Source organism: Bradyrhizobium xenonodulans, assembly GCF_027594865.1.
GTDB lineage: Bacteria > Pseudomonadota > Alphaproteobacteria > Rhizobiales > Xanthobacteraceae > Bradyrhizobium > Bradyrhizobium xenonodulans.
In genome coordinates, this window is record NZ_CP089391.1 from 2,505,871 (window position 1) to 2,524,914 (window position 19,044).

The window sequence follows — 19,044 nt, forward strand, 5'->3', positions numbered from 1 at the left end:
TGAACGCGGCCAACGTTCCGATTCATTCTCGAAGACGCAAAAAGTGTTGCAGCGATGCAAGAGCGGAGATGGAATCGGCAAAAAATTGCCGCGGTGCGAACGCGTCGTTCCTACTTTCGGCTGATGCAGTCCGCTCCTTTTCCGACAATGTCGCATGCCGGAAGCACGTTGAACGGTTTTAATCGGCGCGCGACATGCGTTAAACTACGGAACAGGCGCGGTCGAGTTCAATACGCGAAACACGGCAAAGAGATCAGAGAGAATAATGACGGCACAGGACAGCAAGCTCGGCGACACCGACGACAAGATATTCGTCGGCAAGGGAGACGCGCAGGCATGGCTGACGCTGGCGCTCGCCAACCGCCACGGCCTCGTCACCGGCGCGACCGGAACCGGTAAGACGGTATCGCTGCAAGTGATGGCGGAAGGATTTGCGCGTGCCGGTGTCCCGGTCTTTGCGGCCGACATCAAGGGCGACCTCTCCGGCATCTCCGAGGTCGGCGAGCCCAAGGACTTCATCGTCAAGCGCGCCACCGAGATGGGGCTGACATTCCAGCCCGACCAGTTCTCGACGGTATTTTGGGACGTGTTCGGCGAGCAGGGCCATCCGGTGCGGGCGACCGTCACCGAAATGGGACCGCTCCTGCTCGCGCGCATGCTCGATCTGAACGACGTGCAGGAAGGCGTGCTCAACGTCGCCTTCCGCGTCGCCGACGACGCCGGGCTGACCCTCATCGACATGAAGGATCTGCGCGCGCTGCTCGATGCCATCGTGCCGGATGCCGGCAAGAAGGGGGCGGATGCCGAGGAAAGTCCGCTCGCCGACATCAAGAAGGCGGCGCAGGGCTTCGGCAACGTCACCAAGGCGACCGTCGGCACCATTCAGCGCCAGCTTCTGGTGCTAGAGAACCAGGGCGCCAGCAAATTCTTCGGCGAGCCGGCGCTGACGCTGAAGGACTTCATGAAGACCGACCGCGACGGCCGCGGCATGGTCAACATCCTCGTCGCCGACAAGCTGCTCCAGAGTCCGCGACTCTACGCGACCTTCCTCTTGTGGATGCTGTCGGAGCTATTCGAGGAATTGCCTGAGGCCGGCGATCTGCCGAAGCCGAAGCTGGTGTTCTTCTTCGACGAGGCGCATCTCTTGTTCAACGACGCGCCGAAGGCGCTGATGGACAAGATCGAGCAGGTGGTCCGACTGATCCGCTCCAAGGGCGTCGGCGTCTATTTCGTGACGCAAAACCCGATCGACGTGCCCGACCGCGTGCTCGGGCAGCTCGGCAACCGGGTGCAGCACGCGCTGCGGGCCTTCACCCCGCGCGACCAGAAGGCGGTCGCCGCCGCTGCCCAGACCTTCCGGCCGAACCCGAAGCTCGACACCGTCAAGGTGATCATGGAGCTCGGCAAGGGCGAGGCGCTGGTGTCCTTCCTCGAAGGCAACGGCACGCCGACGATGGTCGAACGTGTCATGATCCGGCCGCCATCGGCCCGCATCGGACCGATCACGCCGGAAGAGCGCAAGGCGATCATGGATGCAAGCCCGGTGAAGGGCAAATACGACACCGCCGTGGATGACGAGTCCGCCTATGAGATGATCCAGAAGCGGATTGCCGGCACGGCTGCGACGGCCGATGCCGGCGCGGCCGGTGGAGGTGGTGGCGGCATCATCGGCCAGATCGGCTCGATCGTCGGCACCATCTTCGGCACCAACGTCAAGCGCGGCCGCCTGTCGACAGGGCAGGTCATCGCGCGCGACGTGACGCGCTCGGTCACCAACCAGGTGATCGGGGGAATGGCGGCCAATATCGGCAAGTCGGTTGCCGGCCAGCTCGGCGGCTCGATCGGCCGCACCTTGGTCCGCGGCGCGCTCGGCGGGCTGCTGCGCAGGTAGGCAGCGAGCCCTGTTTTGGGGCAGCCACGTTCTGCGTGCTTGATCCCCGCCTCCATGTTTCGCCCGGCGACGCGAAGCATCGTCCTGAGACGAGGAGCCCGCAAAGCGGGCGTCTCGAAGGATGGCCGCGGGAAAATTGCCGATCACTACCATCACAAATTCAGGTGAGGGGGCTCTCCAAGCCCGCGCCGGTCTGCTACGTGCTATTTGTTGCCGACTGGACATAAAGTGACCTCGACCGACCCTTTGCCCAAACCTGATGCGCCGAGACGCCTGTCGCTGCGCGCGCCGCTGGACCTGCTCTTCCTGCTTTGCTGCTTCATCTTGACCGCCGACGTCCTCGGTCCCGAGATCTTCGGCAACGGCAAGACCAAGGATTACGCACTGTGGTACTGGGCCGGGCAGCAGGTGCTCCATGGCGGATCGCTCTATCCCAGCGACATCCACGCCTATTTCGAGTTCATCTACCCGCCGCTGCCGGCGATCCTGCTCGCGATCCCGAGCTGGTTCGGCAAGCTCGCGCTCTACACCACGCTGTCGGTGCTGAACGTCGTGGCGTGGTGGTACACGGGGACGTTCTCCAATGCCATGACCGGATCGGGCCGCAGGCCCGGCCCCTGGCTCGAAGCGCTGCCGGCTCTCGTCACCGTGACCTTCGTGTTCGATCAGTTCGATCTCGGCCAGCCGAACCTCGTCCTGCTCGCGCTGATGCTCTGGGGCTTCTGGTTATTGCAGAACCAGCGGTCCTGGCTCGCGGGCTTCCTGTTCGCGCTCGCCACCGCCATCAAGGTGTTTCCGATCGCGGTGCTGCCCTATCTGATCTGGCGGCGGAAATGGTCGGCCGTCATGGCGACGGTCGCGTTCACCGGTATCCTTCTCTATGTCGTGCCGGCGCCGATCCGCGGCTTCGAGCGCAACGCGGTCGAGCTCAAGACCTGGTATCAGGGCATGGTCGGATCGAGCTCGGAAAAGGGCTTCGGCCAGCGCGACGAGCAGAACTGGTCGTGGGTCAACCAGTCCGTCATTGCCGTGACGCACCGCTTGGTCCGGCCGATCAACTACAATCAGGAAGATGCCAACAAGCCGCCGCGCACGATGAATGTCATCGACGTCGACTACACGACGGCGAACTGGATCGTGCTCGCGGTATCAGGGCTGCTCGGGCTCGGCTTCCTCGCGGTGATGCCGCCGCAAAAGCGGCGAACGGCGCGCTCGGATGCCGAGGAGCTCGGCATCCTGTTCTGCCTGATGACGGTGGCGTCGCCTTTGGCGAGGCAATATTACTTCATGTGGCTGTTCTTCCCGATGACGGTGCTGATGCATCGCGCCGCCTTCGACGCGCGGTCGAATGTGCGGCTGGGAACCTGGCTTGCGCTGGGTGCGGCCGGCATCCTCATGCTGCTGTCACTGCCGTGGTTTCCCAATGTCATCCAGGCTTGGGGCAATAACCTCATCGCCACGGCGGTGCTTGCAGGTCGCCTCGCATGGCACATCCGCCATCCGCTGGTTGCGGCTGGCTCCGGCGCGGCAGCAGGGTTAAAACCCGAGGCATCTTGAGGCCCAACAATCAGGAATACCATCATGGCCAATGCGCAGCTTCAATCCGTGCTCGACCACATCGACAAGGACTTCGACAACAGCCTGGAGCGTCTGTTCTCGCTGTTGCGGATCAAGTCGATCTCCGCGGATCCGGCCTTCGCTGCCGATTGCAAGGCGGCGGCTGAGCATCTGGCCAAGGACATCGCAAGCCTCGGCGTCGCGACCGAGGTGCGCCCCACCGCCGGCCATCCCGCCATCGTCGGCAAGACCAAGGTGGGCGGACGGCCGCATGTGATCTTTTACGGCCATTACGACGTGCAACCGGTCGATCCGCTCGATCTCTGGCATCGTCCGCCGTTCGAGCCCGTGGTGACCGACCATGCCGACGGCCGCAAGATCATCGTGGCGCGCGGCGCCGAGGACGACAAGGGCCAGGTCATGACCTTCGTCGAGGCCTGCCGCGCCTGGAAAAAGGTGACGGGCTCGCTGCCGATCGACGTCACCTTCCTGATCGAAGGCGAAGAGGAGGTCGGCTCGAAGAACTTCGTGCCCTTCATCGAAGCCAACAAGGACGAGTTCAAAGCGGACTACGTGCTGGTCTGCGACACCGGCATGTGGGACCAGAGCACGCCGGCGATCACGACGTCGCTGCGCGGCCTGCTCTATGAAGAGCTGAAGATCACCGCCGCCAATCGCGATCTGCACTCCGGCGTGTTCGGCGGCAGCGCGATGAACCCGATCCGGGTGCTGACGAAAATTCTCGGCGGCCTGTTCGACGACGACAATCGCATCACCATTCCCGGTTTCTATGACGGCGTGAAGGACCTGCCGCCCGACATCCTGGAGCAGTGGAAGAAGCTCAACCTCACGCCGGAGATGTTCTTGAAGCCGATCGGGCTGTCGATCCCCGCGGGTGAGAAAGGCCGGCTCTTGATCGAGCAGGCCTCCTCGCGCCCAACCTGCGATGTCAACGGTATCTGGGGCGGCTATATCGGCGAAGGCTCCAAGACAGTGATCCCGTCGCACGCTTCAGCCAAGGTCTCGTTCCGCCTGGTCGAGGGGCAGGATCCCCAGAAGATCCGCAAGGCCTTCCGCGACTATGTGACGGCGCGCATTCCCGGCGATTGCAAGGTCGAGTTCGGCGACCATTCCGCCGCGCCCGCGGTCGCGCTCGACTGGAACATGAAGCCGCTTGCGGCGGCCAGCACGGCGCTGACGGAGGAATGGGGCAAGCAGACCGTGCTGATGGGCTCGGGCGCCTCGATCCCGATCGTCGCCGACTTCAAGCGCACGCTGGGCCTGGACTCGCTGCTGGTCGGTTTTGGCCTGGATGACGACAACATCCACTCGCCGAACGAGAAGTACGACCTCCGCAGTTTCCAGAAGGGCATTCGCTCCTGGGCGCGGATCCTCGCGGCATTGGCAGAAGTGAAGTAGGGCGAGGTGCCGTAGGGTGGGCAAAGGCGCAAAGCGCCGTGCCCACCCTCTGTATCCGTTCGCGAGAGAAGACGTGGGCACGCTTCGCTTTGCCCACCCTTGAGAGACCTCTGCTCTGACAACGATCGAATTTGCCGCTCTCGTCGCCCTTCGAGGCTCGCCGAAGAGGCGAGCACCTCAAGGTAACGGTGATGGAGGCCGCCCAAAATAAAAACGCCGCCCGGAATTGGGCGGCGTTTCATTCCAAAAGGCGTAGAGGTTCGTTGGGGGCTACCCTACACCAAATCCGGAAAATCTCAAGACCGGTAGCCCGGCAGTTCGCGGTCGAGCTTGCGCAGCAGCGGCGGCCAGACGAGGTTGGTGGCGCGCAGCTCGGCGCGGTCGCGGTTGGCGAGCAACTCGGTGTTCTTGTCGATCGCGACGTCGTCCACCGGATAGACCGGCGTGCCGAGCGCGCGGGTGCGCACCTGCATCGAGCAGGCGCGCTCGAGGTGGTACATGCGCTCGAAGGCGGAGGCGACCGAGCGGCCGACCGTCAGCGTGCCGTGGTTCCGCAGCAGCATGTGGTTGTGGTCGCCGAGGTCCTTCTGCAGCCGCGGCCGCTCGTCGTGATCGAGCGCGATGCCTTCATAGTCGTGATAGGCGAGGTCGTGGGTGACGAGCTGGGCGGTCTGGTTCAGCGGCAGCAGGCCTTCGGCGCTGCTCGACACCGCGGTGCCGTCGAGGGTGTGGAGATGCAGCACGCAGATCGCGTCCTCGCGCACCTCGTGGATCGCCGAATGGATGGTGAAGCCGGCCGGATTGATGCTGTACTCGCTCTCGGAGAGCTGGTTGCCGTGCAGATCGACCTTGACGAGGCTCGAGGCCGTGATCTCGTCGAACATCAGCCCGTAGGGATTGATGAGGAAGTGATGGTCGGGGCCGGGCACGCGCGCGGAGATGTGGGTGTCGACCAGATCGTCCCAGCCGTACAGCGCGACGAGGCGATAGCAGGCGGCGAGATTGACACGTTGCTGCCACTCGGCCTCCGTCATATCAGACGGCACTTCCTTCAGGCGGGCTTCCGCTGGCGACATGGCTGGTCTCTCCGAAACATCGTTGTTGCGCGGAGGGAGCGTAGTCGCGGTCGGGGGCGGCGGCAAGGCGCGGGAAGCGCGCGGCAGTTCAGCGTAGCCCGCATGGTGTGCAGCGAAATGCGGTATGGAGGTTCCGGATTTCAGAACCATCCGACGCGACGTTTGGTCTACGCCGCCGTCCGATCGGATAACGATCTTACGGCGCCGGGATCGACAGCAGGCTGGAAATACTGCGGCCGCGGATGTCGTAGACGCGGGCGAACACCACGTCGTCGCGCTTGATCTCGACCATCACCGGCGCGGTGAGGCCCTTGCAATAGAACTCGCCGAGCGTCATCGCGAAATCGGCCGCGTTGGAATCCCAGCCGATGGTGAAGTCGGGTCCGAGCGCGACCTGGGCGGGGCGCTGCGGACCGCACACCGCGACCTTCCATTTGCGGTTGCCCGGCGCCACTTCCTGCCGCTCGACGATCTGCTCGCGCAGCTCGTCCGAGGCCTGCTTCAGCGCAAGGCCCCAATAGTCCAGCATGAAGCGGTCGTCGGCGCCGCGCACGGTGCCGGCGATGTGGTTGAAGTGGGTGTACTGATAGGGATGCAGCCGGATCATCTCGGCGAGCGAGAGCGCGAGGCCAAAGCAGAAGGTCGCGAGCACGACCGGCTGCCAGGTGCGATGACTGGCGCGCAGGCGCTCCATCGCCCAGGCAAAGGCGACGCCGCCGAGCACCGCCATCGGCGGGATCACGAACACGAAGTGGCGGATGCCGTTGTAGAGCGCCGGCCGCTTCACCATCGCGATCGCGAGCGGCAGGGTCGCCGCCAGCGTCAGCATCAAGAGAATGGTCTTGCGGCGCGCCGGAACCTCGCGTCGCGGCAGCATGGCGAAGGTGCTGACCACGGCGCCGCCCATCAGCACCAGCATCACTTCGGGGAGCTGGAGCGCAAACAGCGTCGGCAGATAGGACCAGGGCATGTCGGGTACGGACACGATCGCGCCGTCGAACATCTCCTTCCAAGGCTTCTCGAAGAAGTGCGAGAAGTAGGTCAGCGCCTCGAAGGGATTGCCGGGCTCCATGATCGACCACGGCCAGATCAGGCCCATCACGAGATAGCCGAACACGAGGCCGGGCAGCAGCACGTAGACGACATGCGCGAAGCGCCGGGCCGCTTCACGCAGGCCTTCGGTGCGCAGCTCCTCCAGCAACAGCGGCAGGAAGCCGATCAAGGCATAGACCAGCGCAAGTCCGCCGAGAACGCGGCAGCCCAGCGAAAGGCCCGCACCGAGGCCGACGATCAGGATCGTGCGCGGCGAGGGCTGCGGATATTCTTCGGCGAGCCGCACGAGGCCGAGCATCAGGATGATCATGGCCACCGCGAAGGGCGCGTCCTTCGGGTTCATGAACATGTGGCCGTAGAAGATCGGGCACAGCGCGAGCAGCAGGAGTGAGGCAAGGCCGGCAAGGGGGCCGCCGATGCGGCGGCCGAGCCGCCACGTCACCGCAAGTCCGATCACGCCGACGATGGCGCCGACCAGACGTCGCGTCTCGAACAGCTCGAGCGGAATGACCTTGTGCAGCAGCGCGGCGACCATGTCGAAGCCGCCGCCATACATGTAGAGATTCGCGAAGGAGAGCGCCGCGGTGTCCCTGAAGCCGGAACCGAACATGCGCAGCAACAGATCGGCATATTCAGCGTGCGTGTAATCGTCCCAGCCGAGCCCGTAGTCGCGGAAGGTCAAGCCTGCGATGACGGCGACCGCGGCCAGCACCAGCATGGCGAGATCGTCGCAAGTCCGTTCGACCGAGCGCCGCAGCGGCGTGTCGATCGCCGACGTCGTGATGGATGTCATGGCTATTGGTGACCCGGAATCCCCTCTTGGCCCTGCTGGCGCGCGCGGGCCTGTTCCCCGGAATCCCTATAGCGCAGTTCCATTACCAAGTAATTGGGCATTATGGCTAAATTCCTGATGCGGCGCAGCAAATCCGACCACTTGAGAGCACGTTAGCAGTAGCGAGCCGTAGCTGAAGGGAATGTGAATAAGTCCCTGATTTCCTTCCCTTTAGGAACGCGGCCCACAATTGGCCGTTGGCGTGGAACACCGTATGACGGTATCGTGGCGTAACGGGTGTCGCGTGTGGATGCGCGACCGGGGGTGAGTTCGATGACGTTGGCATTGTTGATCGCGGGGATTTTCGCCGTCGTGGCGGGCCTCCTTGCGATCGTGTTTGGCTACACGGTCAGGGATTTCAGTCTCGGCAGCACTCTCATAATCTCCGGTACCATTGGCGTCTGCTCCGGAATGTTACTGGCCGGCCTCCACGTCGTGGTCGTGGAACTGAAGGGCATCGGCCGACGGCTGGCCGGGGCTGCCGCCGCGTCGGAGGTTCGGGTCAGGCCGGTGTTGCCCGGTCTCGCGACATCAGGCCCGCCTGCGTCCGAGCCGGGCCCGGCGCCCGCGATGAAGCCGCCGCCGCTATCTGCCGCGGGTCCGCCGCCGTGGCAGAACGAAGCTGCCGCGCGCGAGCGTCCGCGCGTCGAAGCGCCGCCGCCCCCGCCGGAACCGGAAGCCCCAACGCCGCCCGGGGCGCCGGACGCGCCGCGCCGTCGCAACCTGCTGTTCGCCTCGACGTCCCGCAAGGAGCGCGAGCGCGCGGAGGCAAAGACGACCGACGGCGTGCCGCCGCACTCCCATGACGAACCCGCGGAGCCTGCCGCCCCGGATAGTTCGCCTGCGAGCTTCGACGACGCCTGGCCCAGGCCGGACCGTATGCGGCCACCGGAGCCGCCGGCCGCCGCGCGTCGTCCGCCGCCGCCACCGCGTTCGCCGTCGACCTTGACGGAGGCCTCTCCGCCGCCGCCCGCGCCGGCCGTCGAGCAGGCGCCCGTGACCGTGCTCAAATCCGGCATCGTCGACGGCATGGCCTATTCGCTCTATTCCGACGGCTCGATCGAAGCACAGATGCCGGAAGGCATGATGCGCTTCGCCTCGATCGACGAACTGCGCGCCCATCTCGACCAGCGCGGCTGAAGCCCGCTTCGTCCAAGTAGAGCGCCGTCGTTCTCGTCACGTCGCCAGTAACCGGCTCACATTCGTCAGTCGTCTTATTTCAGCCGAACGTATTGTTGACACGGAATACTTTGGCGTCGTCAATCCTGCGAGACGCAAGGCGAGAGAAAGGTCGGGCCCATGTCGGATGCCGGGGCTAAGAATTTCATTGAGCTGACGGCGAGCATCGTGTCGGCCTATGTCGGCAACAACCCGACGCCGGCCGCCGAGATTCCGAACCTGATCAGCCAGGTGCATGGCGCCCTGGTGCGGGTCTCGTCGGGCCGTACCGAGGCGGCGCCGCTCGAGCCCTCGAAGCCTGCGGTGTCGCTGAAGAAGTCGATCGCGCCGGACTATCTGGTGTGCCTCGAAGACGGCAAGCGCTTCAAGTCGCTGAAGCGCCATCTGCGCACCCAGTACAACATGACGCCGGAACAATATCGCGAGAAATGGGGCCTGCCGGCCGACTATCCCATGGTCGCGCCGAACTACGCGGTGGCGCGCTCGCAACTGGCGAAGCAGATGGGTTTGGGGCAGCAGCAGCGGAAGCGGAAATAGTCCGAGCCTCCGATCTCGTAGGGTGGGCAAAGGCGCGAAGCGCCGTGCCCACGAATTTCCGCTAATCACACGCAAATGGTGGGCACGCTCCGCTTTGCCCACCCTGCGAAACTTCTCACGACGCTTCCGCGAGCGCCTCTCTCGCGTCGGTCTTGATGCGCTCGACCATCGAGCGCAGGCCGTTGGAGCGCTGCGGCGTCAGATGATCGCGAAAGCCGAACTCGTTGAACACCGCGATCGCGTCGGTATCGAGGATCTCCTGCGGCGTGCGGCCCGAATAGAGCGCGAGCACGATCGCGACCAGCCCGCGCACGATATGGGCGTCGCTGTCGCCGCGATATTTCAGGATCGGCGCGCCGTCATCGCGGTCGACCAGCTTCTGGAGCCAGACCTGGCTGACACAACCATTCACCTTGTTCTCGGCCGAATGCTCAGCCTCGGGTAGCGGTTCCAGGGTGCGGCCGAGCTCGATGACGTACCGGTAGCGGTCGTCCCACTCGTCCAGAAGCTCGAAATTGTCCCTGATTTCGTCGATCGTCGTCATGTTGGCCCACAGTTCCCCGCTTCCCACCAATATAGGGACGCGAGCACGCGAAATCGATAGGGTTTGGGGGCTAATTCGAGGCCGTAGGCCCGCGCCATTCCAGCGCGAGGTCATCCTGGCTCAGGGTGTCGCGCGGCGCCTCGCTCGCGACGGCATCGCCTTCGCCCGCCAGCGCGATCGAGCCGGTGTGATCGGGCGCCTTCTTGTCGGTCTTGTCGGACTTCTCGAGCTGCTCTTTCTTGTCGTTGATGATCTGGTAGAGCTTCTTCGCGCCGTCCTGGGCGCGCTGGCCGATGATGGTCGCGGCCTGTCCGCCGACCTCGCAGGCCGCCGGCTGGCGCTTGCAGAACTGGGTCACGTCGGAGACGGCCGCGGTCGCAGCCTGCACCGCGTCGGCGGCACCGATCTGCGGCAGCTTGTCCGATTCGGACGTCTTGTCCCGCGGCAGGAGCACCAGCACCAGCCCGAGCCAGAATGTGATGCGGAGCAGAAAGCGCATCTTGTCGACCTGTATGTTAGATCCCGCCGCGGCGATCTCCGCGAGGTGTCGGACCTAGCAACTCTCGATAAATCGCAAGTGATTGCCTTCCGCTTAATTCGCGGAAAATTTACGCAAGAATCTTCGTAACGCGCCTTGTCGTAAATTTTCGATTGACGCCGGAGCCCGTGATTCCGCCGGGACCGCATATCCACCAATTCGAAACCATGCGGCGTATGGTTAAACCCTGTGTTCACCATCCCCGCCGATGACATCGCCAAATCGTCTAAAAATCTCCGCGATGACGCGGTGTCCGGCCGCACGCCGCATCGCCTTAGCACTCGTTTAAGGTCGCTCTGACACGGTGGCTCAACGATAAGGAGGCGTTCCGGCGCGTCTTCTAAAGACGATTGAGCCGAAGCGCGAGACCCGTGACAGTTTTGAGTATCATCCGCGATTGTCTCGATGCGCTGCTGCATCCCTCCGCGCGTTACGATGCGCTGATGCGAGCACGCCATCGTGCCTTCATGGCGCCGCGGCTGCTCGGCAGCCTGGCCGCCTTTGCCGCATTCCCGGTCTATCTCGCCATGCGCGGTGCGCCGAGCGCGATCGAGGTCGCCGCCTTCGCCTGGCTGATCGCCCCCATTCTCCTCTCCTGGTTCCTGTCGCGCACCGGCCGCTACGAAGGCGCGCATGTGCTGTCGTCGCTGGCACTCGCCGGCCTGATCATGGCGGTCGCGGGCACCACCGGCGGTATCGAATCATTCGCGGCAATCTGGCTGGTCGTGGTTCCGCTCGAAGCCGCGCTGTCGGCCTCGCGCCGCGTCGCGGCCTTCGCTTCCCTGCTTGCGCTGTCCTGCGCGGGAATCCTGATCCTCGTCAGCCAGCTCGGCTGGCTGCCGGCCGGAGACACCAGCGCCGCAGAACGCGGCGCGCTGATGGCGTTCGGCGTCGCGTCTGCGACGCTCTATGCCGCCGGTCTCGCCTTCGGTGCAGAGTCGCTGGCACGCACCAGCGTGACATTGCTGTCGCGCGAGGAAGAGCGCTATCGGCTGCTCGCGCGCAACATGAGCGACGTCATCTCGCGGCATCAGCGCAACGGCGCGGTGCAGTTCATCTCGCCGGCGGCGGAAGCCATGCTCGGTATGCCGGTGGCGCAACTGCTCGGCCACGGCCTGTTCGATCGCGTCCATGTCGCCGATCGCCCGGCCTATCTCACCGCGCTCTCCGATGCCGCGCGCGGCGACGTGCGCAGCGTCGAATTCCGGCTGCGGCGGGAGCCTGGCGGCTCCGAGCGCGGCCAGGTCGATTTCATCTGGATCGAGATGCGCTGCCGTCCGCTCGACCAGGATATGGGCCGCGATCCCACGCGCGAGGCCGAGGTCGTCGGCGTGATGCGCGACGTCACCGATCGCAAATTGTCCGAGCAGGCGCTCGACCAGGCGCGCAGCGCCGCGGAAGCCGCCGACGCCGCCAAGACGCGTTTCCTCGCCACCATGAGCCACGAGCTGCGCACGCCGCTCAATGCCATCATCGGCTTCTCCGAGATGATCGCGCAGGAGCAGACCCTGATGCTGGCAGCTAGCCAGCGCAGGGAATACGCCCAGCTCATCAACGATTCCGGCCAGCATCTGCTGTCGGTCGTCAACGGCATCCTCGACATGTCGAAGATGGAGTCCGGCAATTTCGAGATCGCCTCGGAGCCGTTCGCGCCGCGCGCCTCGCTGATGCATTGCTGCAATCTGCTGGCGCTGAAGGCGCGGGAGAACGGCATCGACCTCGTCACGGACGCGCCGCAGGACCTGCCGGTCATGACCGGCGATCCGCGCGCCTTCAAGCAGATCGTACTCAACCTCGTCGCCAACGCCATCAAGTTCACCGAGCGTGGCGGTCAGGTCTCGGTGACCGCCACGGTGACGGGCTCGCAGCTCACCCTGCGCATCGCCGACACCGGCATCGGCATCGCACCCGACGATCTCAAGCGCATCGGCGCGCCGTTCTTCCAGGCCGGCAAGACCTATCAGCGCCGCCACGAAGGCACGGGCCTTGGACTTTCGATCGTGAAGAGCCTGGTGGCGTTGCATCTCGGCGAATTGACGGTACAAAGCAGGTTAGGTGAGGGCACCGCCGTCACCGTCAAGCTGCCGCTCGTCTACACGCCGCCGCAGGCCAAGGCGCCCGAGAACAACATCGCGACCTTGACGCCGGTGCTGCGCCAGGAATCTCCCGTCGAACATCATGACCAACCCGCTCTGGTGAAGAAAAGTGCCTAAGAAGTCTGCCAAGGACCAAGCCGCTCCGCGCCGCCGTGGCGCCAAGGCCGCGGTCATCGATGTCGAGACCGAGCGCAATCTCGTGATGCGCGTGCTGCTGCACAGCCCCAAGGATACGCTTGCAGGTCTCGTCGCGGTCGCCGCGATCGGCGCCATCGTTGCCAATGCGCTGTTCCTCCAGACCGGCCGGCATCCGGCGCCGATGTTCGGCACCGTGATCAATCTTCCCGCGCCGTCCTCCGTGCCGCTGTCGAACCCGTTGCCGCGTCCGCGCCCCGTCGGCGCCGATACCTCGCCGCTCGAGCCGAAGGCGACCGAGTTTCGCGTCGAGCCCAAACCCGCCGAACGCGCCGCCGAGAGACCGGCGGAGAAGCCGGTCGAGGCCACCGCGTCGACGCTGCGCCCGGGCAGCGATCCCATGACCAATCTGGTCAAGGCCACGACCTCGACGTCGCCATCCGCGATGCGTCCGCCGGCGCCGATCCCGGTGCAGCAGAGCCCGGCCGCGAAGCGTATCGCCGGCGTGCAGCGCGCGCTGTCCGAATACGGCTACGGCAATTTGAAGATCACGGGCGCGATGGGCGCCGAGACCCAGTCCGCGATCCAGAAATTCGAGCGCGAGCACAAGATGCAGGTCACAGGGCAAGTGTCCGACCGCCTGCTGCGCGAGCTCGGCGCCGCGATCGGCCATCCCGTCGAATAGACGTCGTTGTTTCTCCAGGCCTGAAGGCTGGTGCTGATTGAAGCACTGGCCTATCGTGCGCCCATGCGTTTGAAATCAAATATCTGGGTCTCCGCTTACCTGCGCCGGTGCCAGACCGAGGGCGTGTTCGGCGCGGTGCGCCGCCGCGGCGCGGAGGAGGCGGGTGCGGTGTTCGTGAAAGTGTCGCTGCTCGACGGCAACGCGATGCTCTATGCGCCGGCGCCGCAGACCGTCTATGACGACGGTCGCCCCGTCGATCGCTTCTTCGTGCCGGTCGCATCGCAGCCGTTGCCGGAGCAAACGATCGAAGAGCGCCTGACGAAGGAGCTTCGTTTCGATCCGGACGCCTGGATCGTCGAGACCGAGGACCGCGCCGGGCGGCATTTTCTCGATCTGGCGAAGACCTAGCGGTCCGACGATCCGTCGGTGCCCGTCCGCACCGCAGGTGCGGAGCCGGGCTGCACGCCCGGGCGCGTCTGGCTTGCGCCGGCACGTGCGCGCTGCCGTTCGCTGTCATGCAGCGAGGGCTGGTATTTTGCGCGGGTGACCGCGAGGGTCGAGCCGCGCCATGCCGCCAGCATCACCAGCGCGGAGCGCTCGCCGAGGCGGTCGTAGAGCCGCGACAGCCGGTAGACCGCATCGACCGAGGTGCCGATCTCCGGCTTGAAGAACAACAGGATGCGCTGGAAGTTGGGGCTCGGCATGTCGAGCGCGCGCGCGGCGATTGCGAGCGCTTCGCCGCCGGCATCGTCGACGATCTGGGCTGCGACGCGCGAGGGCAGGATCAGGCTGTCACCGAGCTCGAAGATGAAATTCTCGATATCGCCCGCGATCGCCGCCATCTCCAGGATCTGGATCGCGCGCTTGGCCCGCACGGTCGGAATCCGCGGTGCGGCCTTCAGCGGCGTCTGCGCGAGATTGTGCAGGATCAGCGCGCGCTGGCCCGCATCGGCGCGGAAGAACATGTCGTGGATCTCGGCCGCTTCCTTCGGCTGCATCGCCATGCTGGCGGCCATGCGCTGCTCGGCCTCGGTCGGCTCACGGGCCTGGGGGGCTGCCTGCGGAGCGCTGCGAATTTCGCGCGCGAGCGGAACCCTGCGGCCTTCCTGCGCCGCGACCAGCCCGAGCTTCTGGAGCACCGGGACGGGCGTCTGCGGATAGATCGCAAGCTTCGCCTTGACGGAGGAACGCGTCGCATCGTCGACCTGGTCGATCAGCCGTGTGGCAAGCTCGATGAACTGGCGCTGCTCGTCGTCGCTGTGGGTGGGCGACTGGACATAGAGGTCCGTCAGCACGCGCAGCAGCGTCGGGCGAACATCGACACCTTCGCGACGGGAGAGGCTCATCAGCCCGTCGAATCCGGGAAACAGCGACTTGGTCATGGAGAGATACGCGACCTGGAAAAGATACTCACGGCCAGCCTATCGCAGGGTCCTTTAAAGGCTCGTTAAGGAAAACGAGCCGTGAAATTGATCGCTCGATTTTGGGCGCCGTCGTGCCGCAACGGGACGCGGGAGGCCGTGCGGCTACGGTCCGGAAGGCGCGTTTACACCCCGTTAACCATGAACTGATCTTAATGAATGCATGTTGCACGAGCGCGCCGGGCCGCGCGGCAATTGATAGAGAGCTGATTATGGGGACCATCATCGAATTTCCGGCCGGTCGCCGGGCAGGCTCGTCGGGGGATGCCACACCGCGCACGGAAACGGGAACGATTTTGATCCTCCCCGTGATCCGCATCGAGCGCGAGACGGACGAACCCAGCGGGGATCGCGGGCCGGAGCAGGGCACAGCGCCGGGGCGCCGTCGTCGCCGTCGTTAGTATCCGGCCTTTGCAATGCCGGAAGCCATCCGCCAGATCCGGCTCCTCTCGAGGGCCATTCTGCTCGCAGCTATCGGCGCGAGCCTAGCCGCCTGTAGCGGCGGCGATTTCGGCCGCACCCGCGCCGACATGCGTAGCGACGACATGCATCGCTGGCTCGGCACCGAGGCCACCGGCAGCCTCGGCCTGAAGGCCTCGCAATTCCAGCTCACCGACGCCGAGCGCCAGCTTCGCGATCTCGCCTATCCTATGATCGAGCCGCCGCTGTCGCGCCCCGCCTGGAAGAGCGTGTTCGGCGACTACAAGACCTTGCCGTCGCCCTGGCACCAGAAGATCGTGTTCGACCGCACCATGTACGGCCGCACGCTGATCGACGAGCCGCACCGCTCGCACTCCTCGCGCTATGCGCAGCTGATCGAGGACGTGCGCAACGACACCTCCCGCTTCGAGCCGTTCTTCGCCTCCGCGATCCGCGTCATCGATCTCGACAAGAAGCGCAATGCCAGCATGGCGCGCGTCTCCGAGCTCTCGCCGCGGGAGAGGGAGGATGCGGTCGCGCGCATGCAGGAGAATTCGCTGATCATCCAGTGGGTGCAGCAAAGCCTGGAGCAGCGCGTCGCGTCCTATCGTTGGGCGCTGGAGCGTCTGGTGATCCAGGCGCCCGACCCCATGGCCGCCGACGCCGATCGCCTGATCGGCGAGCTCGCCGCCCAGACCGCCAACCCCCCGGTCGCGGCACAGCCGCCTTACGGCCGCGCGGTGGTCTCGAAAGGCTGATCAAGCAAACCGGATTTAGGTGCGGCGCCGCGGTTCCACCGCCAGAGCTGCCGCGATCGCGACCGCCTGATGCGTCCGTTTTCCCAATGGCAGCGGGGCCCGGAATGCGCTCATATGGCGCCAACGATAACCGGAGGAAAACATGCGTTTCATCGCCATCGTGTCGGCTCTGCTTCTGTCGCTTGGATCTGCGGTCGCCCAGGACTATCCGACCCGGCCGATCACCATGCTGGTGCCGTTCGCCGCCGGCGGGCCCACCGACACCATCGCGCGGCTGACCGCAGCGGGCATGGGGAAATCGCTCGGCCAGCAGATCATCGTCGAGAACGCGACCGGCGCCGGCGGCACCATCGGCACGACCCGTGCCGCGCGGGCCCAGCCGGACGGCTATACGCTGCTGATCCATCATGTCGGCATCTCGACCGCGGCCACGCTGTATCGCAATCTGAGCTATGACACGAAGACGGCGTTTGCGCCGATCGGTCTCGTGACCAACGCGCCGATGACCATCATCGCGCGTCCGGATTTTCCGGCCGACACGCTCAAGGACCTCGTCGCCTACGCCCAGCAGCAGGGTGACAAGCTGACCTACGCCAATGCCGGGCTTGGCGCGGCATCGCATCTCTGCGGCATGCTGTTCATGACCGCGATCCAGAAGCAGCTCACCACGGTGCCCTACAAGGGCAACGGTCCCATCATGAACGATCTTCTCGGCAAGCAGATCGATCTCACCTGCGACCAGGCAACCAACACCACCGGCCCGATCACCGCAAAGCAGGTCAAGGCCTATGCGATCACGACCAAAGAGCGGCTGAAGAGCCTGCCTGATCTGCCGACGGCCGACGAGGCCGGCCTGAAGGGTTTCGAGCTCGGCGTCTGGCACGGCGTCTATGCCCCGAAGGGCACGCCGCCGGCCGTCGTTCAGAAATTGGTGACGGCGCTCCAGGCGGCCCTCAAGGATCCCACGCTGATCGCACGGTTCAACGACATCAACACCGAACCGGTCGCGCAGGACAAGGCGACGCCGGAAGCTCTGGCGGCGGTGCTGACGAGCGAGATCGATCGCTGGGCTCCGATCATCAAGGCGGCCGGCCAGTTCGCCGACTGAGCGGTCATGGCTTGCGAAGGGGACGTCGTCCCCTTCGATCCGGCTTGCGCCGCTGCTTCTGAAGCTTCCCGACAAGATCCTTCAGCGCATCCGCGAGCGGCACGGATGCGCGATAGGCCAGCCCGACCTCGCGCTTGACCTTGACCTCGATCTCGCGCACCGCGATGTCGGGATTACCGCGCGCCACGCCCTCGGGGACGATCGCGATGCCGACACCGGCGGCGACCAGCGCCATGGCCCAGTCTTCCGATTGCGCGATCGCCGCGGTCTGCCTTCGTTGTGACGAGCGGCCGAAGAATTCGCTCTGCTCGCAATGGCAGCGGTCGATCAGGGGGACGCCGGCGAGATCGGCGGCGCGCAGCTTCTCCTTCAGCGTCAGTGGATGCGACGGCGGCAGTGCGGCGACATAACGTTCGCTCCAGAGCGCGACGAAATGCTCGTCAGCGCGCAGCATGCTCCTGGAGATGATCCGCGCATCGGCACGCTCGTCGCTGCCGACGAGGCGCAGCGCGACGTCGCTGCGCGCCGTCAGCGGCTTCAAGAGCGCGATGGTCCGGGGCACGTCGAGCGTGCGCATCAGGCCGAGGGTCACACTGGTCTTCGTGCTCGGCTTCCTGAACAGGCTGCGCGCGGCATCGGCCTCGTCGATGATGCGGCGGGCCAGCGCATGAAACTGCTCGGCCGAAGCGGTCGGCGCGACGCCCTTCTTGTGGCGAATGAACAGCGTGGTGCCGAGTTCGGCCTCCAGATTTGTGATCGCGGTCGAGATCGACGGCTGCGACACGAAGCAGGCGCGCGCAGCCGCGGTCAGGTTACGCTCGCGGTAGACGGCGGTGAAATAGCGAAGCTCGCGGATGTCCATAGGGTAATCCTATAGAATATATCAATATACAGTATTTTACCTATGGATTGGCCGATGGCAAGAACGCCCTGCTCACAACAGGCAGGGACGCGCGATGAAGATTCACCACCTCAACACCGGCACGATGTGCCCGATGGGCCGTCGTCTGGTGAACGGCACCGGTAGCCTGTTCCAGCGTGCCCGCCTGGTCTGTCATTGCCTGCTGATCGAGACCAATGACGGGCTCGCGCTGGTCGACACCGGCATCGGACTCGGCGATATCGGGGCACCCGAGCGGCTGGGACGCCGATGGGTGCGCCAGACCGCGCCAAGGCTGGATCCCGCGGAGACCGCGGTCGAGCAGGTCAAGGCGCTCGGCTATTCACCCGCCGACGTGCGCCACGTGCTGCTGACGCATCTCGATCGCGACCACGCAGGCGGCGTGCCTGATTTCCCCCATGCCGCGATCCACGTCCATCGCGCCGAATACGACATGGCGGTGTTGCGCAAGCCGGCGCCGCCCGAGGGACGCTACGTCACGGGGCAGTGGGGCCACGGCCCGCGCTGGACATTCTATCGCGAGGCCGGCGAGGACTGGTTCGGCTTCAAGGGCGTGCGCGCGCTCGGCGACAAGGAACCAGACATCCTGATGATCCCGCTCGCCGGCCACACGCTCGGCCATTGCGGCATTGCGGTGCGATCAGGCGACACATGGCTGCTGCATGCCGGCGACAGCTATTTTCATCATGCGCAGCTCGACCCATCGCCGCGCATGCCGCTGATGCTCGGCTATTTCCAGCGCAAGGGCGACATGGACCGGGGCATGCGGATCGCCAACCAGGCGCGGCTGCGGGCGCTGAAGCTTGATCACGGCGACCGCGTGAAGATCGTCAACAGCCATGATCCCGTGGATTACGAGAGCTGCCGGTGTGGCGCGCATTGAGCGCGCTACAT

18 protein-coding genes are annotated in these 19,044 nt (G+C 65.2%); 12 read left to right on the plus strand and 6 right to left on the minus strand.

What is annotated here, in order from left to right; all coding sequences use genetic code 11:
* Window positions 1-265 precede the first annotated feature (265 nt).
* The 3 genes from I3J27_RS11690 to I3J27_RS11700 all read left to right on the plus strand — a co-directional run bounded on the left by I3J27_RS11690 (window position 266) and on the right by I3J27_RS11700 (window position 4,867).
* Window positions 266-1,891 carry a helicase HerA-like domain-containing protein gene (locus I3J27_RS11690; protein WP_270169087.1) on the plus strand — a complete coding sequence of 542 codons (1,626 nt, stop codon included), beginning with the start codon at window positions 266-268 and terminating at the stop codon, window positions 1,889-1,891.
* A gap of 228 nt (window positions 1,892-2,119) precedes the next feature.
* A complete protein-coding gene (locus tag I3J27_RS11695) occupies window positions 2,120-3,448 on the plus strand; it encodes a glycosyltransferase family 87 protein (protein ID WP_270169089.1) in 1,329 nt (442 codons plus the stop codon).
* Window positions 3,449-3,472: 24 nt separating this feature from the next.
* Complete coding sequence (locus I3J27_RS11700; protein WP_270169091.1) at window positions 3,473-4,867, plus strand: M20/M25/M40 family metallo-hydrolase; 1,395 nt, start codon at window positions 3,473-3,475, stop codon at window positions 4,865-4,867.
* A gap of 296 nt (window positions 4,868-5,163) precedes the next feature.
* On the opposite strand, the gene I3J27_RS11705 is transcribed toward I3J27_RS11700, so the two are convergent.
* Complete coding sequence (locus tag I3J27_RS11705; RefSeq protein ID WP_270169093.1) at window positions 5,164-5,943, minus strand: class II aldolase/adducin family protein; 780 nt, start codon at window positions 5,941-5,943, stop codon at window positions 5,164-5,166.
* Between the two features lie 196 nt (window positions 5,944-6,139).
* Window positions 6,140-7,789 carry a glycosyltransferase family 39 protein gene (locus I3J27_RS11710; RefSeq protein WP_270169098.1) on the minus strand — a complete coding sequence of 550 codons (1,650 nt, stop codon included), beginning with the start codon at window positions 7,787-7,789 and terminating at the stop codon, window positions 6,140-6,142.
* A gap of 312 nt (window positions 7,790-8,101) precedes the next feature.
* On the opposite strand from I3J27_RS11710, the gene I3J27_RS11715 reads away from it, so the two are divergent.
* Together I3J27_RS11715 and I3J27_RS11720 are read left to right on the plus strand one after the other, a co-directional pair.
* Window positions 8,102-8,968 carry a DUF308 domain-containing protein gene (locus I3J27_RS11715; protein WP_270169100.1) on the plus strand — a complete coding sequence of 289 codons (867 nt, stop codon included), beginning with the start codon at window positions 8,102-8,104 and terminating at the stop codon, window positions 8,966-8,968.
* A gap of 159 nt (window positions 8,969-9,127) precedes the next feature.
* Window positions 9,128-9,544: a Ros/MucR family transcriptional regulator gene (locus tag I3J27_RS11720; protein ID WP_270169114.1), complete on the plus strand. Its 417-nt coding sequence runs from the start codon at window positions 9,128-9,130 to the stop codon at window positions 9,542-9,544.
* A 115-nt stretch (window positions 9,545-9,659) separates the two neighbouring features.
* Here the strand turns inward: I3J27_RS11720 and I3J27_RS11725 are convergent, their stop codons facing one another.
* The gene (locus I3J27_RS11725; protein ID WP_270169124.1) at window positions 9,660-10,088 is read right to left on the minus strand and encodes a SufE family protein; all 429 of its coding nucleotides are present in this window, start codon (window positions 10,086-10,088) and stop codon (window positions 9,660-9,662) included.
* Window positions 10,089-10,158: 70 nt separating this feature from the next.
* A complete protein-coding gene (locus I3J27_RS11730) occupies window positions 10,159-10,587 on the minus strand; it encodes a DUF5330 domain-containing protein (RefSeq protein ID WP_270169126.1) in 429 nt (142 codons plus the stop codon).
* Between the two features lie 410 nt (window positions 10,588-10,997).
* Between I3J27_RS11730 and I3J27_RS11735 the strand changes: the two genes are divergently transcribed.
* The 3 genes from I3J27_RS11735 to I3J27_RS11745 all read left to right on the plus strand — a co-directional run bounded on the left by I3J27_RS11735 (window position 10,998) and on the right by I3J27_RS11745 (window position 13,950).
* Entirely contained in the window at window positions 10,998-12,839 is a 1,842-nt protein-coding gene (locus tag I3J27_RS11735; RefSeq protein WP_270169128.1) for a PAS domain-containing sensor histidine kinase, read from the plus strand.
* Window positions 12,832-13,542, plus strand: a complete 711-nt coding sequence (locus tag I3J27_RS11740; protein WP_270169130.1) for a peptidoglycan-binding domain-containing protein — start codon at window positions 12,832-12,834, stop codon at window positions 13,540-13,542. Before I3J27_RS11735 ends, I3J27_RS11740 begins: the two co-directional genes overlap by 8 nt.
* A gap of 63 nt (window positions 13,543-13,605) precedes the next feature.
* Window positions 13,606-13,950: a DUF1491 family protein gene (locus I3J27_RS11745; protein ID WP_270169133.1), complete on the plus strand. Its 345-nt coding sequence runs from the start codon at window positions 13,606-13,608 to the stop codon at window positions 13,948-13,950.
* Here I3J27_RS11745 and I3J27_RS11750 read toward each other — a convergent pair.
* Complete coding sequence (locus I3J27_RS11750; RefSeq protein ID WP_270169135.1) at window positions 13,947-14,924, minus strand: DUF2336 domain-containing protein; 978 nt, start codon at window positions 14,922-14,924, stop codon at window positions 13,947-13,949. The genes I3J27_RS11745 and I3J27_RS11750 overlap by 4 nt on opposite strands.
* A 251-nt stretch (window positions 14,925-15,175) precedes the next feature.
* Here I3J27_RS11750 and I3J27_RS11755 point away from each other — a divergent pair, with 251 nt between their 5' ends.
* The 3 genes from I3J27_RS11755 (at window position 15,176) to I3J27_RS11765 (ending at window position 17,249) form a co-directional block, all read left to right on the plus strand.
* The gene (locus I3J27_RS11755; protein WP_270169137.1) at window positions 15,176-15,364 is read left to right on the plus strand and encodes a hypothetical protein; all 189 of its coding nucleotides are present in this window, start codon (window positions 15,176-15,178) and stop codon (window positions 15,362-15,364) included.
* 15 nt (window positions 15,365-15,379) lie between these two features.
* The gene (locus I3J27_RS11760; RefSeq protein ID WP_270169139.1) at window positions 15,380-16,141 is read left to right on the plus strand and encodes a hypothetical protein; all 762 of its coding nucleotides are present in this window, start codon (window positions 15,380-15,382) and stop codon (window positions 16,139-16,141) included.
* A 142-nt stretch (window positions 16,142-16,283) separates the two neighbouring features.
* A complete protein-coding gene (locus I3J27_RS11765) occupies window positions 16,284-17,249 on the plus strand; it encodes a tripartite tricarboxylate transporter substrate-binding protein (RefSeq protein WP_270169141.1) in 966 nt (321 codons plus the stop codon).
* Window positions 17,250-17,253: 4 nt separating this feature from the next.
* Here the strand turns inward: I3J27_RS11765 and I3J27_RS11770 are convergent, their stop codons facing one another.
* Window positions 17,254-18,111, minus strand: a complete 858-nt coding sequence (locus I3J27_RS11770) for a LysR family transcriptional regulator (protein WP_270169143.1) — start codon at window positions 18,109-18,111, stop codon at window positions 17,254-17,256.
* Window positions 18,112-18,205: 94 nt separating this feature from the next.
* Between I3J27_RS11770 and I3J27_RS11775 the strand changes: the two genes are divergently transcribed.
* A complete protein-coding gene (locus I3J27_RS11775) occupies window positions 18,206-19,033 on the plus strand; it encodes an MBL fold metallo-hydrolase (RefSeq protein ID WP_270169145.1) in 828 nt (275 codons plus the stop codon).
* Window positions 19,034-19,044 lie beyond the last annotated feature (11 nt).

Excerpts from the sequence above, each read along its gene's own strand:
- I3J27_RS11705 (WP_270169093.1), bottom strand. The coding sequence starts at position 5,943 with ATGTCGCCAGCGGAAGCCCGCCTGAAGGAAGTGCCGTCTGATATGACG.
- I3J27_RS11710 (WP_270169098.1), bottom strand. The coding sequence starts at position 7,789 with ATGACATCCATCACGACGTCGGCGATCGACACGCCGCTGCGGCGCTCG.
- I3J27_RS11730 (WP_270169126.1), bottom strand. The coding sequence starts at position 10,587 with ATGCGCTTTCTGCTCCGCATCACATTCTGGCTCGGGCTGGTGCTGGTG.
- I3J27_RS11720 (WP_270169114.1), top strand. The coding sequence starts at position 9,128 with ATGTCGGATGCCGGGGCTAAGAATTTCATTGAGCTGACGGCGAGCATC.
- I3J27_RS11715 (WP_270169100.1), top strand. The coding sequence starts at position 8,102 with ATGACGTTGGCATTGTTGATCGCGGGGATTTTCGCCGTCGTGGCGGGC.
- I3J27_RS11775 (WP_270169145.1), top strand. The coding sequence starts at position 18,206 with ATGAAGATTCACCACCTCAACACCGGCACGATGTGCCCGATGGGCCGT.
- I3J27_RS11765 (WP_270169141.1), top strand. The coding sequence starts at position 16,284 with ATGCGTTTCATCGCCATCGTGTCGGCTCTGCTTCTGTCGCTTGGATCT.
- I3J27_RS11770 (WP_270169143.1), bottom strand. The coding sequence starts at position 18,111 with ATGGACATCCGCGAGCTTCGCTATTTCACCGCCGTCTACCGCGAGCGT.
- I3J27_RS11760 (WP_270169139.1), top strand. The coding sequence starts at position 15,380 with ATGCCGGAAGCCATCCGCCAGATCCGGCTCCTCTCGAGGGCCATTCTG.
- I3J27_RS11690 (WP_270169087.1), top strand. The coding sequence starts at position 266 with ATGACGGCACAGGACAGCAAGCTCGGCGACACCGACGACAAGATATTC.
- I3J27_RS11755 (WP_270169137.1), top strand. The coding sequence starts at position 15,176 with ATGGGGACCATCATCGAATTTCCGGCCGGTCGCCGGGCAGGCTCGTCG.
- I3J27_RS11745 (WP_270169133.1), top strand. The coding sequence starts at position 13,606 with ATGCGTTTGAAATCAAATATCTGGGTCTCCGCTTACCTGCGCCGGTGC.
- I3J27_RS11700 (WP_270169091.1), top strand. The coding sequence starts at position 3,473 with ATGGCCAATGCGCAGCTTCAATCCGTGCTCGACCACATCGACAAGGAC.
- I3J27_RS11750 (WP_270169135.1), bottom strand. The coding sequence starts at position 14,924 with ATGACCAAGTCGCTGTTTCCCGGATTCGACGGGCTGATGAGCCTCTCC.
- I3J27_RS11725 (WP_270169124.1), bottom strand. The coding sequence starts at position 10,088 with ATGACGACGATCGACGAAATCAGGGACAATTTCGAGCTTCTGGACGAG.